Here is a 16,414-nt window from a genome sequence, read left to right on the forward strand (position 1 = left end):
TTGGTCAGCGCCGCGGTCAGCGTGGTCTTGCCGTGGTCGACGTGACCGATGGTGCCGACGTTGACGTGCGGCTTGGTGCGCTCGAACTTACCCTTTGCCATGGTGTGTTTACCTTCTAATTCGTAATTGGGGGACAAGGGACAGGGATGCGGGACTGGCTACGCCGCGTCCCGAATCCCGTCTCGCTAATCTCAGCTCTTCTTGATGACCGACTCGGCGATGTTGGCCGGCGCTTCGGCGTAATGGTCGAACTCCATCGAGAACGTGGCGCGACCCTGCGACATCGAGCGCAGCGTGGTGGCGTAGCCGAACATTTCGCCCAGCGGCACCATCGCGTTGATCACCTTGCCGGACGGACTGTCGTCCTGGCCCTGCAGGATGCCGCGACGACGGCTGACGTCGCCCATCACGTCGCCCAGATAGTCTTCCGGGGTCACGACCTCGACCTTCATGATCGGCTCCAGCAGCACCGGGCTGGCCTTGTTGAAGCCTTCCTTGAAGCCCATCGAGCCGGCGATCTTGAACGCCATTTCCGAGGAGTCGACGTCATGGTACGAACCGTCGATCAGGCGCACCTTGACGTCCACGATCGGGTAGCCGGCCATCACGCCGTTGGCCACCGCTTCCTGGATGCCCTTGTCCACCGCCGGGATGTATTCCTTCGGCACCACGCCGCCGACGATCGCATTCTCGAAGGTGTAGCCCAGGCCACGCTCCTGCGGCTCGATCTCGAGCACGACATGGCCGTACTGGCCCTTACCGCCGGACTGGCGCACGAACTTGCCTTCCTGCTTGACCGCCTTGCGGATGGTCTCGCGGTAGGCCACCTGCGGCTTGCCGACGTTGGCTTCGACGTTGAACTCGCGCTTCATGCGGTCGACCATGATTTCCAGGTGCAACTCGCCCATGCCGCGGATGATGGTCTGGCCGGATTCTTCGTCGGTGTTGACGCGGAACGAGGGATCTTCCTGCGCCAGACGGCTCAGCGCGATGCCCATCTTTTCCTGGTCCGACTTGGTCTTCGGCTCCACCGCCATCGAGATCACCGGCTCCGGGAACACCATGCGCTCCAGGATGATGATGTTGTCCTGCGCGCACAGCGTGTCGCCGGTGGTGACGTCCTTCAGGCCCACCGCCGCGGCGATGTCGCCCGCGCGCACTTCCTTGATCTCTTCGCGATTGTTGGAGTGCATCTGCAGGATGCGGCCCACGCGCTCCTTCTTCGACTTGACCGGGTTGTACACCTGGTCGCCGGAGTTCAGCGTGCCGGAGTAGACGCGGAAGAAGGTCAGCGAACCCACGAACGGGTCGGTCATGATCTTGAACGCCAGCGCCGAGAACGGCGCGGTGTCGGTGGCCGGACGGCTGTCTTCCTTGTCGTCCTCGTCGATGCCCTTGACCGGCGGACGGTCGCTGGGCGACGGCAGCAGCTGGATCACGCCGTCGAGCATCGCCTGCACGCCCTTGTTCTTGAACGCGGTGCCGCAGTACACCGGCACCACTTCCACCTTCAGGGTGCGCTCGCGCAGGCCGCTGACGATTTCCTCTTCGGACAGCTCGCCCTCGTTGAGGTACTTGTCCATCAGCTCTTCGTTGGCTTCGGCCGCGGCCTCGACCATGAACGCGCGCGCCTCGACGGCCTTGTCGGCCAGGTCGGCGGGGATCTCGCGGTATTCGAACACGGTGCCCTGCGAGGCGGTATCCCAATGGACCGCCTTCATCTTGAGCAGGTCGACCACGCCCTCGAAGCCGTCTTCGGCACCGATCGGCACCTGCATCGGCACCGGGTAGGCGCCCAGGCGCGACTTCAGCTGCTCGACGACCTTGTCGAAGTTGGCGCCGGTACGGTCCATCTTGTTGACGAAGGCAAGACGCGGCACCGCGTACTTGTTGGCCTGGCGCCACACGGTCTCGGACTGCGGCTGCACGCCGCCGACCGCGCACAGCACGAACACCGCGCCGTCGAGCACGCGCAGCGAACGCTCGACTTCGATGGTGAAGTCGACGTGCCCGGGGGTGTCGATGATGTTGAAGCGGTGCTGCGGCAGCGACTTGTCCATGCCGCTCCAGAACGCGGTGGTCGCGGCGGAGGTGATGGTGATGCCACGCTCCTGCTCCTGCTCCATCCAGTCCATCGTCGCGGCACCGTCATGCACCTCGCCGATCTTGTGGCTGACGCCGGTGTAGAACAGGATGCGTTCGGAGGTGGTGGTCTTGCCGGCATCGATGTGGGCCATGATGCCGAAGTTGCGGTAACGCTCGATGGGAGTGTTGCGGGCCACAGGGAGCCTCTCAGAATTCTTGGATTGCGGATGGCCGAACGCCGCCTTGCGGCGGCCTTCGGATTTGTGCAGCGCTCAGCGGCGCCACTAGCAGCACATTTAGATTGTGCTGACGGGCCCTGTTTCCAAGGCCCGGAAGGTCACCAGCGGTAATGCGCGAACGCCTTGTTCGCTTCCGCCATGCGGTGGGTTTCTTCGCGCTTCTTGATGGCGCCACCACGGTTTTCCGAGGCGTCGACCAGCTCGGCCGCGAGCTTGCGCGGCATCGAGTTCTCGCCGCGCTTGCGCGCCGAGTCGATCAGCCAGCGCATGGCCAGCGCCATGCGACGGGAGGAACGCACCTCGACCGGCACTTGGTACGTAGCACCGCCGACGCGACGCGACTTGACTTCGACCGCCGGAGCGACGTTGTCCAGCGCTTTCTGCACCAGCTCGACCGCATTCGGGTTTTTCTCGCCGATGACGTCCATTGCGCCGTAGACGATCTTTTCGGCGACCGACTTCTTGCCGCTCAGCATCACCATGTTGATGAAACGGGCGATGGTTTCGCTGCCGTGCTTGGGATCCGGCAGGACGGTGCGCTGCGGAGTAGAACCTTTACGAGACATTGTGCTTTCCCTTAGCTCTTCGGACGCTTGGCGCCGTACTTGGAACGACCCTGGCGACGCTTGGCGACGCCGGCGGCATCGAGCGAACCGCGCACGGTGTGGTAGCGCACGCCCGGCAGATCCTTGACGCGACCGCCGCGGATCAGGACCACGGAGTGCTCCTGCAGGTTGTGGCCTTCGCCGCCGATGTAGCTGATGACCTCTTCCTGGTTCGTCAGGCGCACCTTGGCGACCTTACGCAGGGCCGAGTTCGGCTTCTTCGGGGTGGTGGTGTACACGCGCGTGCAGACGCCACGGCGCTGCGGGCACTTGTCAAGCGCCGGGGAGGCGCTCTTGTAGGTGGTCGCCTGCCGCGGCTTGCGGACCAGCTGGTTGATCGTCGCCATCAGTGGATTCTTCTGATTGAGGCCGTGGGGCCTGGATGCGTGAAAACGAAGGCAGGCCGAAGGACGGCCTGCCGAGACAGGAAAGTATAGCGGGCAAGTAAAAGCTCCGTCAACTCAACGGAAACTTAACTTGCTGGCCCTCCTGGGCCGGTACGGGGCGCATCCGCTGCGCCCCTTGTCGCTTGGAACGATCGGCCCCGCGGACGGGGCCGATCCGGCTCACTCTTCGCTGCTGGCAGCCGCCGGTGCGGGCGTTTCGACCGCCGGCTCGGCGTTGCCGCCGGACAGGGTCTGCATTTCCGACTCGGTCAGGCCGCTGGAGTTGCGACGGCGCAGGCTGTGGTAGGCCAGGCCGGTGCCGGCCGGGATCAGGCGGCCGACGATCACGTTTTCCTTCAGGCCGCGCAGCGTGTCGCTGGTGCCGCGGACCGCCGCCTCGGTGAGGACGCGGGTGGTCTCCTGGAACGAGGCCGCCGAGATGAACGACTCGGTGGCCAGCGAGGCCTTGGTGATGCCCAGCAGCACCGGGTCGTACTTGGCCGGCAGCTCGTTGCGGGTGGCCAGGCGGGCATTTTCCTCGATGACGCGCTGGCGCTCGGCCTGCTCGCCGTTGAGGAACTTGCTGTTGCCCTGGTCGGTGATCTCGACCTTGCGCAGCATCTGCCGGGTGATGACCTCGATGTGCTTGTCGTTGATCTTCACGCCCTGCAGGCGATACACGTCCTGGATTTCCTTGACCAGGTACGCGGCCAGCGGCTCCACGCCGAGCAGGCGCAGGATGTCCTGCGGGCTCGGCTCGCCGTCGACCACGGTCTCGCCCTTGGCCACGTGCTCGCCTTCGAACACGATGATCTGGCGGTACTTCGGGATCAGCTCTTCGTGTTCCGAACCATCGGTGTCCTTGATGATCAGGCGCTGCTTGCCCTTGGTGTCCTTGCCGAAGCTGATGATGCCCGAGCGCTCGGCCAGGATCGCAGGATCCTTCGGCTTGCGCGCTTCGAACAGATCGGCAACGCGCGGCAGACCACCGGTGATGTCGCGGGTCTTGGACGCTTCCTGCGGGATCTTGGCGACCACGTCGCCCACACCCACCGCCGCACCGTCCTGCAGGTTGACGATCGAGCGCGGCGGCAGCAGGTACTGCGCCGGCAGGTCGGTGCCCGGGATGGTCAGGTCGTTGCCCTTGCCGTCGACGATGCGCACGATCGGGCGCAGGTCCTTGGCCTGGGTGCCGCGACGCTTCGGATCGGTGATCTCGCGCGAAGCCAGGCCGGTCAGATCGTCGGTCTTCTCGATGACGGTGACGCCGTCGATGAAGTCGATGAAGCGGATGAAACCGGCCACTTCCGACACGATCGGGTGGTTATGCGGATCCCAGTTGGCGACCGACTGGCCGGCCTTGACCGCGTCACCGTCCTTCGCGGTGATCGTGGCGCCGTAGGCCAGCTTGTAGCGCTCGCGCTCGCGGCCGTGGCCGTCGAGCACCGACAGTTCGCCCGAACGCGACACCGCCACCAGCGAACCATTGGCGTGTTCGACCGACTTGAGGTTGTTGAACTTGATCGAACCGGTGGTCTTGACCGTGATGTTGTCCACCGCCGCCGCACGCGACGCCGCGCCGCCGATGTGGAAGGTACGCATGGTCAGCTGGGTACCGGGCTCGCCGATCGACTGCGCGGCGATGACGCCGACCGCTTCGCCGATGTTGACCAGGTGGCCACGCGCCAGGTCGCGGCCGTAGCAGCGGGCGCACACGCCGAACGAGGATTCGCAGGTGATCGTGGAGCGCACCTTCAGCGTCTGCACGCCGGCCTCTTCCAGCTTGGCCACCCACTGCTCGTCGAGCAGCGTGTTGCGGGTGACGATCGGATCCTCGTCGTTGCCCGGCAGGAACACGTCCTCGGCCACCACGCGGCCGAGCACGCGGTCGCGCAACGGCTCGACCACGTCGCCGCCTTCCACGATCGGGGTCATGGTCAGGCCGTCGGTGGTGCCGCAGTCCGGCTCGGTGATGACCACGTCCTGCGCCACGTCGACCAGGCGACGGGTCAGGTAACCGGAGTTCGCCGTCTTCAACGCGGTATCGGCCAGACCCTTACGCGCGCCGTGGGTGGAGTTGAAGTACTCCTGCACGTTCAGGCCTTCGCGGAAGTTGGCCTTGATCGGGGTCTCGATGATCGAGCCGTCCGGACGCGCCATCAGGCCGCGCATACCGGCCAGCTGACGGATCTGCGCCTGGCTACCACGCGCACCGGAGTCGGCCATGATGTACAGCGAGTTCATCGACTTCTGGTCGATGGTCTCGCCCTTGGCGTTGACCACCTTCTCGGTACCGATGGTGTCCATCATCGCCTTGGCGATGCGCTCGTTGGTGCGCGACCAGATGTCCACGACCTTGTTGTAGCGCTCGCCGGCGGTGACCAGACCGGACTGGTACTGCTCCTGGATTTCCAGCACTTCCTGCTCGGCTTCGCCGAGGATGCCCTTCTTCTCCGACGGGATCAGCATGTCGTCGATGCCGATCGACACGCCGGCGCGGGTCGCGTAGGCGAAGCCGGTGTACATCAGCTTGTCGGCGAACACGACGCTGTCCTTCAGGCCCAGCTGGCGGTAGCTGGAGTTGATCAGGCGGCTGATGTTCTTCTTGGTCAGCTCGGTGTTGGCCAGCGCGAACGGCAGGCCTTCCGGCAGGATTTCGGCCAGCAGCGCACGCCCGATCGTGGTGTCCACGATCGAGGTCTTCTTGCTGCGGTTGCCGTCCTCGTCGATCACCGTCTCGGTGATGCGCACCTTGACCTTGGCGTGCAGTTCCACCACGCGGTTGTCGTAGGCGCGCTTCACTTCGGCGATGTTGGCGAACACCATGCCCTCGCCCTTCTTGTTCTCCAGGGCGCGGCTCATGTAGTACAGGCCCAGCACCACGTCCTGCGACGGCACGATGATCGGCTCGCCGTTGGCCGGCGACAGGATGTTGTTGGTGGACATCATCAGCGCGCGCGCTTCCAGCTGCGCTTCCAGCGACAGCGGCACGTGCACGGCCATCTGGTCGCCGTCGAAGTCGGCGTTGAACGCGGTACACACCAGCGGATGCAGCTGGATCGCCTTGCCTTCGATCAGCACCGGCTCGAACGCCTGGATGCCCAGGCGGTGCAGGGTCGGCGCGCGGTTCAGCAGCACCGGATGCTCGCGGATGACCTCTTCCAGGATGTCCCAGACTTCGGCTTCTTCGCGCTCGACCAGCTTCTTGGCGGCCTTGATGGTGGTGGCCAGGCCGCGACGCTGCAGCTTGGCGAACACGAACGGCTTGAACAGCTCCAGCGCCATCTTCTTCGGCAGGCCGCACTCGTGCAGGCGCAGGGTCGGGCCGACCACGATGACCGAACGGCCGGAGTAGTCCACGCGCTTGCCGAGCAGGTTCTGGCGGAACCGGCCCTGCTTGCCCTTGATCATGTCGGCCAGCGACTTCAACGGGCGCTTGTTGGTGCCGGTGATGGCACGGCCGCGACGGCCGTTGTCCAGCAGCGCATCCACCGACTCCTGCAGCATGCGCTTTTCGTTGCGCACGATGATGTCCGGCGCATTGAGTTCGAGCAGGCGGCGCAGGCGGTTGTTGCGGTTGATGACGCGGCGGTACAGGTCGTTCAGGTCGGAGGTCGCGAAGCGGCCGCCGTCCAGCGGCACCAGCGGACGCAGGTCCGGCGGCAGCACCGGCAGCACGGTCATCACCATCCACTCCGGACGGTTGCCCGACTCGAGGAAGGCTTCGACCAGCTTGATGCGCTTGGTCAGACGCTTGAGCTTGGTTTCCGAGCCGGTGCCGGCGATCTCTTCGCGCAGGCGGGTCATTTCCGACTGCAGGTCGATCGTGCGCAGCAGCTCGTACACCGCCTCGGCGCCCATCGCGGCGTCGAAGTCGTCGCCGTGCTCCTGGCGCGCGGTGAGGAACTGCTCTTCGGTCAGCAGCTGGCGGCGCTCCAGGGCGGTCAGGCCCGGCTCGGTCACCACGTAGGCTTCGAAGTACAGCACGCGCTCGATGTCGCGCAGGGTCATGTCCAGCATCAGGCCGATGCGCGACGGCAGCGACTTGAGGAACCAGATGTGCGCGACCGGCGAGGCCAGGTCGATGTGGCCCATGCGCTCGCGGCGCACCTTGGCCAGGGTCACTTCGGTACCGCACTTCTCGCAGACCACGCCACGGTGCTTCATGCGCTTGTACTTGCCGCACAGGCACTCGTAGTCCTTGATCGGGCCAAAGATCGCGGCGCAGAACAGGCCGTCACGTTCCGGCTTGAAGGTACGGTAGTTGATGGTTTCCGGCTTCTTCACTTCGCCGAAGGACCACGAACGGATCAGGTCCGGCGAGGCCAACGCGATCTTGATCGCGTCGAAGTCCAGCGTCTGGCGCTGCTGGTTGAAGAGGTTGAGCAGGTCTTTCATTGGGTATCTCCGGGTCGGAGGAATTTCGTATCGAGGACGGGGCGGGAAGGCTTACTGCGGGACTCGGGACTCGGGACTTGGGACTCGGAAAGCAAGAGCGCTCGCGCTTCTCGCTTTTCCGAGTCCCGCGTCCCGCGTCCCGCGTCCCGATTCCTCAGTCTTCCAGTTCCATGTTGATGGCCAGCGAGCGGATTTCCTTCACCAGGACGTTGAAGGATTCCGGCATGCCCGCGACCATCTCGTGCTCGCCGTCGACGATGTTCTTGTACATCTGGTTGCGGCCCTGCACGTCGTCGGACTTCACCGTCAGCATTTCCTGCAGGGTGTAGGCCGCGCCGTAGGCTTCCAGCGCCCAGACTTCCATTTCGCCGAAGCGCTGGCCGCCGAACTGCGCCTTGCCGCCCAGCGGCTGCTGGGTGACGAGCGAGTACGGACCGGTGGAGCGCGCGTGCATCTTGTCGTCGACCAGGTGGTTCAGCTTCAGCATGTGCATGTAGCCGACCGTGGTGTGGCGATCGAACGCCTCGCCGGTGCGGCCGTCGTACAGCTGGGTCTGGCCACTGATCGGCAGGTCGGCGAGCTCGAGCATGTGCTTGATCTCCGCCTCCGTCGCACCGTCGAACACCGGGGTGGCCATCGGCACGCCGTCGGTCAGGTTGCCGGCCAGGCGCAGCAGCTCCGCGTCGCTGAACTGATCCAGGTCCACACGGTCCTCGCCCAGCTTCTGGTCGTGGTTGTAGATCTGGGTCAGGAACTTGCGCAGGTCGGCGACCTTGGTCTGCGCTTCGAGCATGTTCTGGATCTTGCGACCCAGGCCCTTGGCGGCCCAACCCAGATGCACTTCCAGCACCTGGCCGATGTTCATGCGCGACGGCACGCCCAGCGGGTTCAGCACGATGTCCACGGTCTCGCCGTTGGCCATGTACGGCATGTCCTCGATCGGCTGGATCATCGACACGACACCCTTGTTGCCGTGGCGACCGGCCATCTTGTCGCCGGGCTGGATGCGGCGCTTCACCGCCAGGAACACCTTGACCATCTTCAGCACGCCCGGGGCGAGGTCGTCGCCGGCGGTGATCTTGCCGCGCTTGTCGGCGAAGCGACGCTCGAATTCCTTCTCGTGCGCCTGGATCTGCTTCTGCGCGCGCTCGATCGCGTCCGACGGCTCCTCGTCCTTCATCCGCAGCGCGAACCAGTCGGCCTTCTTCAGCCCGTCCAGGTACGCGTCGGTGATGGTGTCGCCCTTCTTCAGGTTCGGACCGCCGTTGGCGACCTTGCCGATCAGCTGGGCGCGCAGACGCGCGTAGATCGCGCTTTCCAGGATGCGGAACTGGTCGTCGAAGTCCTTCTTGACCCGCTTGATCTCGTTTTCCTCGATCTGGCGGGCGCGCTTGTCCTTCTCGATGCCGTCGCGGGTGAACACCTGCACGTCGATGACGGTGCCGTCCATGCCCGGCGGCACGCGCAGCGAGCTGTCCTTCACGTCCGACGCCTTCTCGCCGAAGATCGCGCGCAGCAGCTTCTCTTCCGGGGTCAGCTGGCTCTCGCCCTTCGGCGTGACCTTGCCGACCATGATGTCGCCGGCGCGCACTTCGGCGCCGATGTACACCACGCCCGACTCGTCCAGGCGGTTCAGCGCCTGCTCGGACACGTTCGGGATGTCGGCGGAGATTTCCTCCGGCCCGAGCTTGGTGTCGCGCGCCACGCAGGTCAGCTCTTCGATGTGGATCGTGGTGTAGCGATCCTCTTCCACCACGCGCTCGGAAAGCAGGATGGAGTCTTCGAAGTTGTAGCCGTTCCACGGCATGAACGCGATCAGCATGTTCTGGCCCAGGGCCAGCTCGCCGATGTCGGTCGAGGGACCGTCGGCCAGCACGTCGCCGCGCGCGATCACGTCGCCCACATTGACCAGCGGACGCTGGTTGATGCAGGTGTTCTGGTTGGAGCGCGTGTACTTGATCAGGTTGTAGATGTCCACGCCGGCATCGGTGCCGCCGCCGATCTCTTCCTCGTTGACCTTGACCACGATGCGCGCCGCGTCGATCTGCTCGATCACGCCGCCGCGCTTGGCGTTGACGGTTACGCCCGAGTCGCGCGCCACGGCGCGCTCGATGCCGGTACCGACCAGCGGCTTCTGCGCACGCAGCGTCGGCACGGCCTGGCGCTGCATGTTCGCGCCCATCAGCGCGCGGTTGGCGTCATCGTGTTCCAGGAACGGCACCAGCGCCGCCGCGATGGACACGGTCTGCATCGGCGACACGTCCATGAAGTGCACCTCGGCCGGCGGCTTCAGCAGCGACTCGCCCTGGTAGCGGCACGGCACGAACTGCTCGGTCAGGCGGCTCTTGGAATCGTGCAGCGCGTTGGCCTGCGCGATCACGTACTCGTTCTCCTCGATCGCCGACAGGTACTCGACGTCGTCGGTGATCTGGCCGTCCAGCACCTTGCGGTACGGCGTCTCCAGGAAGCCGTACTGGTTGGTGCGGGCATACACCGCCAGCGAGTTGATCAGGCCGATGTTCGGGCCTTCCGGCGTCTCGATGGTGCAGACGCGGCCGTAGTGGGTCGGGTGCACGTCGCGCACTTCGAAGCCGGCGCGCTCGCGGGTCAGGCCGCCCGGGCCCAGCGCGGAGACGCGACGCTTGTGCGTCACTTCCGACAGCGGGTTGTTCTGGTCCATGAACTGCGACAGCTGCGAGGAGCCGAAGAACTCCTTGATCGCGGCGGCCACTGGCTTGGCGTTGATCAGTTCCTGCGGGGTCAGGCCTTCGGACTCGGCCATCGACAGGCGCTCCTTGACCGCGCGCTCGACGCGGACCAGGCCCACGCGGAACACGTTCTCGGCCATTTCGCCGACCGAACGCACGCGACGGTTGCCGAGGTGGTCGATGTCGTCGACCACGCCGCGGCCGTTGCGGATCTCGGTCAGGACCTTGATCACTTCCAGGATGTCGGAGCTGTCGGCGTGCTCGGCGACCAGGCGCTTGGACTCTTCGTCGTTGCGCTCGCCGAAGTACTTCTTGTCGTACAGCACCGACTCGCCGGTGACTTCCTTGCGGCCGACACGGCGGTTGAACTTCATGCGGCCGACCGTGGACAGGTCGTAGCGCTCGAAGGTGAAGAACAGGTTGTGGAACAGGTTCTGCGCGGCGTCCTTGGTCGGCGGCTCGCCGGGACGCATCATGCGGTAGATCTCGACCAGCGCTTCCAGCTGGGTCTTGGTCGGATCGATGCGCAGGGTGTTGGACAGGTACGGACCGCGATCCAGGTCGTTGACCCACAGCGTGCCCACGGCGTCGACGCCGGCCTTGCGGAACGCGGTCAGCTGATCTTCGCTGATCTCGTCGTTGGCGCTGGCCAGCAGTTCGCCGGTCGAGGCATCGACCACGTCGTGCGACAGGATGCGGCCGACCAGGTACTCGTCGGGCACGGCCAGCGCGGCGACGCCGGCGGCTTCCAGCTGCTTGACGTGGCGCGCGGTGATGCGCTTGCCGGCCTCGACGATGACCTTGTCGCCATCGGCCAGGTCGAAGTTCAGCGTCTCGCCGCGCAGGCGCTCGGGCACCAGCTCCAGCTGCACGCCTTCCTTGGGATCGATGTGGAAGGTGTTGATCTCGAAGAACTCGGCCAGCATCTCTTCGTTCGAGTAGCCCAGCGCGCGCAGCAGGATCGACACCGGCAGCTTGCGGCGGCGGTCGATACGGGTGAACAGCGCGTCCTTCGGGTCGAACTCGAAGTCCAGCCAGGAACCGCGGTACGGAATGATGCGGGCGCTGTACAGCAGCTTGCCCGAGCTGTGGGTCTTGCCGCGGTCGTGGTCGAAGAACACGCCCGGCGAGCGGTGCAGCTGCGAGACGATGACGCGCTCGGTGCCGTTGACGATGAAGGTGCCGTTGTCGGTCATCAGCGGGATCTCGCCGAGGTAGACCTCCTGCTCCTTCACGTACTTGATGGCCTTGGTCGACGACTCGCGGTCGTAGATCACCAGGCGCACGGTCACGCGCAGCGGGGCGCCGTAGCTCATGCCGCGCTGGCGGCATTCACGCTCGTCGAACACCGGGTCGCCCAGCTTGTAGCCGACGTACTCCAGGGCCGCGTTGCCGCTGTAGCTGGAGATCGGGAACACCGATTTCAGGGCCGCGTGCAGGCCGTGGTCCGAACGCTTGCTCGGCTCGGTGTTCTCCTGCAGGAACTCGCGGTAGGAATCCACCTGGATCGCCAGCAGGAACGGCACTTCGAGGATCGAGCGCTGCTTGCCGAAATCCTTGCGGATACGCTTCTTTTCGGTGAACGAATAAGACGTCATGAGGTATCACCTTGGCTGTGCGGGCCGCGCGTCCGCGGCCCTGAGTGAACATAAATTGTCAGTTGGAAGTCGCTGGTATTGCCGGCACCAGCACGCCTTCTCTTGCTACTTCCAACTACCAACTCGGTAAGGCCGAGACTGGGGATGACGGGATTCGGGATGGGCCAAACGCGCGCCATCGAATCCCCAATGCCGAATCTCCAATCCCGGCTTTGCAACAACGGCCAAAGGCCGGGGACTTGCGTCCCCAGCCTTCGATGCATCACCTGACACGCTGGCGATGCAAGATGCCGATTACTTGATTTCGACGGTCGCGCCGGCGGCCTCGAGATCCTTCTTGAACTTCTCGGAATCTTCCTTCGACACGGCTTCCTTGACGGTCTGCGGAGCACCTTCGACGAGGTCCTTCGCTTCCTTCAGGCCCAGGCCGGTGATGGCGCGCACGGCCTTAATGACTTCGACCTTCTTCTCGCCGACAGCCTTCAGGATGACGTTGAACTCGGTCTGCTCTTCGACCGGGGCGGCGGCAGCGGCCGGGCCGGCAGCGGCGACCGGGGCGGCGGCGGAGACGCCAAATTTCTCTTCGATGGCCTTGACCAGCTCCATCACTTCCATGAGGGACTTTTCGGCGATTGCGTCGACGATCTGTTCGTTAGACAGGGACATTGTGATTACCTTTGAATTTTTTCTGGATGAGGTTCTAGTGAACCGTTTCAGGTGTCGCGAACTTAAGCCGTTTCGGCCGGGGCTTCTTCGGCTGCGGCGGGGGCTTCTTCGCCACCACCGAGCTTGTCGCCCACTGCCTTGACCGCGCGGGCGAACATGCTCGCCGGCTCGGCGAGGACACGTGCCAGCATGGCCAGCGCCTGCTCGCGGGTCGGCAGCGATGCCAGCACCTCGAGATGAGCGGCCGGATACAGCTGGCCACCCACAGACACGACCTTGGCCTGCAGCTTGTCGTTACCCTTGGCGAATTCCTTGATCAGACGACCGGCAGCGCCGGGTTCTTCCGTCGAGAACGCATACAGCAGCGGACCGACCAGCGCGTCCTGGACGCACTCGTATTCGGTACCGGCAACGGCACGCGAGGCCAGGGTGTTCTTGACAACACGCAAGTACACACCGGTTTCGCGCGCCTTCTTGCGCATCGCGGTCAGCTGGGCGACCGTGATGCCGGCGTACTCGGCAGCAACCAAGGAGTGAGCCTTCGCGGCAACGTCTGCCAGTTCGGCGACGACTTCTTGCTTCTGGGACAGATTGAGAGCCATTGCACTCCTCCGTTAAAGCCGGGCTCGAGGCCGATGGTTCGGGAGTCGCAGGAGCCGTGATGCGCTCTTGCCAATCCCCAATCCCGAATCCCGAATCCCTGCTTCAAACATACTCCGCTCACGGCTCCTGCCGCTTGCGGTCCTGGGCGGCCTCCATCCTGGATGCCGGGGACGCCGAATGGCATCCCAGTTGGTGGCCGTTCCAGACCTGGAGTGAGCGCGCCCGGGAAACCCGAGCCGGCTTGAACCAGAAAAACTCCAGAAAGGCGGCACCATCTACGCCGGCCCGTCCCCGAGAGGACTGGATTAAGCGATCCCGCTGTACCGACGGCGACTCCTTGCCATATCGAGCTTCCGTGCCCGTCGTCGGTATGCGCCGACCGCGCCTGCGGTCTTTGACGGCTTCGCCTCGGGTTGCCCCTCGGCGACGCCTTCAAAAGGGTGGAACCGGCGGCGCCCCTCGCGGAGCGCCGCCGTGTCGCGATTACTTCAGGGACAGCGAAGCCTGATCGACGGTGACGCCCGGACCCATGGTCGAGCTCACCGAGATCTTCTGCAGGTAGGTGCCCTTCGAGGTCGCCGGCTTGGCCTTGACCAGGTCCATCAGCAGCGCCTGCAGGTTGTTCTTCAGCGCGTCGTCTTCGAAGCTGGCCTTGCCGATGGTGCAGTGGATGATGCCGGCCTTGTCGGTGCGGTAGCGCACCTGACCCGACTTGGCGTTCTTCACCGCTTCGGCCGGATTGGCCGACACGGTGCCGACCTTCGGGTTCGGCATCAGGCCGCGCGGGCCCAGCAGCGTGCCCAGCTTGCCGACGACGCGCATCGCGTCCGGGGTGGCGATGACCACGTCGTAGTTCAGGTCGCCGGCCTGCATCTTCTCGGCCAGGTCGTCCATGCCGACGGCTTCGGCGCCAGCGGCCAGGGCTTCGTCAGCCTTGGCGCCGGCCGGCGCGAACACCGCCACGCGCACGCTCTTGCCGGTACCGGCCGGCAGCACGGTGGAACCGCGCACCTGCTGGTCGGACTTCTTGGCATCCACGCCCAGGCGCACGGCCACGTCGACGGCTTCGACGAACTTGGCCTTGCTGGTGGACTTGATGATCTTCAGCGCTTCGTCGATCGAATACGCCTTGCCCGGCTGCACGGCAGCACGGATTGCTTTCTGTCGCTTGGTCTGTGCCATCGCTTAACCCTCCACCGTCAGGCCCATGCTGCGGGCGGAGCCCGCAATCGTACGCACCGCCGCTTCCAGCTCGGCTGCAGTCAGGTCGGCTTCCTTCGCCTTGGCGATCTCTTCGAGCTGCTTGCGGGTGACCTTGCCCACCTTTTCGGTGTTCGGGCGCTTGGAACCGGAGGTGACGCCTGCGGCCTTCTTCAGCAGCACGCTCGCAGGAGTGCTCTTGGTGATGAAGGTGAAGGTACGGTCCGAATAGGCCGTGATGATGACCGGAGTGGGCAGGCCCGGCTCCAGCTTCTGCGTGGCGGCATTGAACGCCTTGCAGAATTCCATGATGTTCAGGCCGCGCTGACCCAGCGCAGGACCGACCGGCGGCGAGGGGTTGGCCTGACCGGCCTTCACCTGCAGCTTGATGTAACCGACTACTTTCTTTGCCATTTTAGTGGTCTCCGGGTGCTAGCGCCCAACCTGCAGGCTCCCCATCGCGACGGGAAAATCACGTGTCCCGCCATCACGTTTGAAGTGCGCAGAAAGCCGCCTTGCGGCGGCTTCCGGTCCTGCCAGGCGACAAGCCTGGACAGCGAGCCGCGCAGTATAGCAGAGATTCTGGCGTCCGGCGCAGCCGCGCCGGCGCGGGCTCAGGCCTTCTCGACCTGGCCGAATTCCAGCTCCACCGGGGTGGAGCGGCCGAAGATCAGCACTGCGACGCGCAGGCGGCTCTTCTCGTAGTTGACTTCCTCGACCACGCCGTTGAAGTCGTTGAACGGGCCATCGGTGACCCGGACCATCTGGCCCGGCTCGAACAGCACCTTCGGACGCGGCTTCTCCACGCCATCCTGAACACGCTGCAGGATCGCATCGGCCTCTTCGTCGCGGATCGGCAGCGGGCGATCGGCGGTGCCGCCGATGAACCCCATCACCTTCGAGGTTTCCTTGACCAGGTGCCAGCTTTCGTTGTCGATGCGCGGGATACCGGCTTCCTCGTGGGTCTCGATCTGCACCAGCACGTAACCCGGGAAGAACTTGCGCTCGGAACGGCGCTTCTGGCCGGAGCGCATCTCGATCACTTCCTCGGTCGGCACCAGCACGTCGCCGAAGCGCTCCTGCATCTCGTCACGCACAATGCGGTCGCGCAGCGCTTGGGCCACGGACTTCTCGAAGCCTGAATAGGCGTGAACGACATACCAACGCTTCACTGCTGCACTCTCCTCAACGACTCACGAACCACTGCATCAGCTTCTGGATCAGGAAATCGAACCCGCCCAGCAGCAGACTCAGAATGATCACCACCACGATCACGACCCAGGTGGTGCGGATCGCTTCCTGACGGGTCGGCCAGACCACCTTGCGCAGTTCGAACCGGGATTCGGAAATGAACTCGCGGGACTCGCGCCCCTTGGCGGTCAGCAGAAACACCGCGGCCGCAGCGACCAGGCCGACGATGACCGCCAGGCCACGCAACGGACCGGACCAGCTCCCCAACTGCGTCGCACGACTCGGCTCGCCGAACCAGAACCAGACAAACAGGCCAGCGACCACCAGCAGCGCAGCGATGACGTACTTGACGATATCGCCGCCTGAGGAAGCGGTGGTGCCTTTGGAATGCTCGATCTTGCTGTTCATCCGACTCTTGCGGCTATGCGACCAAGGTCACTGGATAGGGAGCGGCAGATTGGCACGCCAGGAGGGACTCGAACCCCCAACCTGCGGTTTTGGAGACCGCTGCTCTGCCAATTGAGCTACTGGCGTGTAGTAACGAACGCTGCACTTCCCTTAGACGGCGAAGGCGGACCGAAGGTTCCGGCCCGCCCTTCGCTGAACCCGACGGCCGAAGCCGCCTGCACATCGTCAAACTCCGGCGACCGAAGTCGCCGGAGCGGGCATTACTTGATGATCTTGGCGACCACGCCGGCGCCGACGGTGCGGCCACCTTCGCGGATCGCGAAACGC

General features: G+C 64.8%; 12 protein-coding genes, 1 tRNA gene and 1 pseudogene. All 14 read right to left on the reverse strand.

The genetic code is table 11. The features are described 5' to 3' along the window. Positions 1 to 101: GTP-binding protein (locus J2Y70_RS22065; protein ID WP_031270842.1), on the reverse strand; the 101-nt coding region annotated here is incomplete at its 3' end. A 90-nt stretch (positions 102 to 191) separates the two neighbouring features. Next, a complete protein-coding gene (gene fusA / locus J2Y70_RS22070) occupies positions 192 to 2,282 on the reverse strand; it encodes an elongation factor G (protein ID WP_309922661.1) in 2,091 nt (696 codons plus the stop codon). 140 nt (positions 2,283 to 2,422) lie between these two features. Then, entirely contained in the window at positions 2,423 to 2,890 is a 468-nt protein-coding gene (gene rpsG / locus J2Y70_RS22075) for a 30S ribosomal protein S7 (protein WP_003469159.1), read from the reverse strand. Between the two features lie 11 nt (positions 2,891 to 2,901). Further along, a complete protein-coding gene (gene rpsL, locus J2Y70_RS22080; RefSeq protein WP_003469157.1) occupies positions 2,902 to 3,276 on the reverse strand; it encodes a 30S ribosomal protein S12 in 375 nt (124 codons plus the stop codon). Positions 3,277 to 3,495: 219 nt separating this feature from the next. Further along, on the reverse strand, positions 3,496 to 7,713 hold the full coding sequence (gene rpoC, locus J2Y70_RS22085; RefSeq protein WP_263397405.1) for a DNA-directed RNA polymerase subunit beta': 4,218 nt from the start codon (positions 7,711 to 7,713) through the stop codon (positions 3,496 to 3,498). Positions 7,714 to 7,867: 154 nt separating this feature from the next. Then, positions 7,868 to 12,019 carry a DNA-directed RNA polymerase subunit beta gene (rpoB, locus tag J2Y70_RS22090; protein ID WP_309922667.1) on the reverse strand — a complete coding sequence of 1,384 codons (4,152 nt, stop codon included), beginning with the start codon at positions 12,017 to 12,019 and terminating at the stop codon, positions 7,868 to 7,870. 294 nt (positions 12,020 to 12,313) lie between these two features. Further along, positions 12,314 to 12,685: a 50S ribosomal protein L7/L12 gene (rplL, locus tag J2Y70_RS22095; RefSeq protein WP_128421188.1), complete on the reverse strand. Its 372-nt coding sequence runs from the start codon at positions 12,683 to 12,685 to the stop codon at positions 12,314 to 12,316. A 62-nt stretch (positions 12,686 to 12,747) separates the two neighbouring features. Then, the gene (gene rplJ / locus J2Y70_RS22100) at positions 12,748 to 13,287 is read right to left on the reverse strand and encodes a 50S ribosomal protein L10 (protein WP_206234835.1); all 540 of its coding nucleotides are present in this window, start codon (positions 13,285 to 13,287) and stop codon (positions 12,748 to 12,750) included. A gap of 484 nt (positions 13,288 to 13,771) precedes the next feature. After that, on the reverse strand, positions 13,772 to 14,470 hold the full coding sequence (rplA, locus tag J2Y70_RS22105; protein WP_179571231.1) for a 50S ribosomal protein L1: 699 nt from the start codon (positions 14,468 to 14,470) through the stop codon (positions 13,772 to 13,774). A gap of 3 nt (positions 14,471 to 14,473) precedes the next feature. Beyond that, positions 14,474 to 14,902, reverse strand: a complete 429-nt coding sequence (gene rplK / locus J2Y70_RS22110; RefSeq protein WP_145699993.1) for a 50S ribosomal protein L11 — start codon at positions 14,900 to 14,902, stop codon at positions 14,474 to 14,476. Positions 14,903 to 15,102: 200 nt separating this feature from the next. Then, positions 15,103 to 15,660, reverse strand: coding sequence for a transcription termination/antitermination protein NusG (gene nusG, locus J2Y70_RS22115; protein WP_185813745.1), 558 nt, complete (start codon positions 15,658 to 15,660; stop codon positions 15,103 to 15,105). A gap of 13 nt (positions 15,661 to 15,673) precedes the next feature. Further along, entirely contained in the window at positions 15,674 to 16,087 is a 414-nt protein-coding gene (gene secE, locus J2Y70_RS22120; protein ID WP_263397403.1) for a preprotein translocase subunit SecE, read from the reverse strand. Between the two features lie 50 nt (positions 16,088 to 16,137). Next, positions 16,138 to 16,213, reverse strand: a tRNA-Trp gene (locus J2Y70_RS22125). Positions 16,214 to 16,347: 134 nt separating this feature from the next. After that, positions 16,348 to 16,414, reverse strand: a pseudogene (locus tag J2Y70_RS22280) (elongation factor Tu); the annotation flags it as partial.

Origin of the sequence: Xanthomonas sp. 1678 (assembly GCF_031455575.1) — a bacterium.
Taxonomy (GTDB): domain Bacteria; phylum Pseudomonadota; class Gammaproteobacteria; order Xanthomonadales; family Xanthomonadaceae; genus Xanthomonas_A.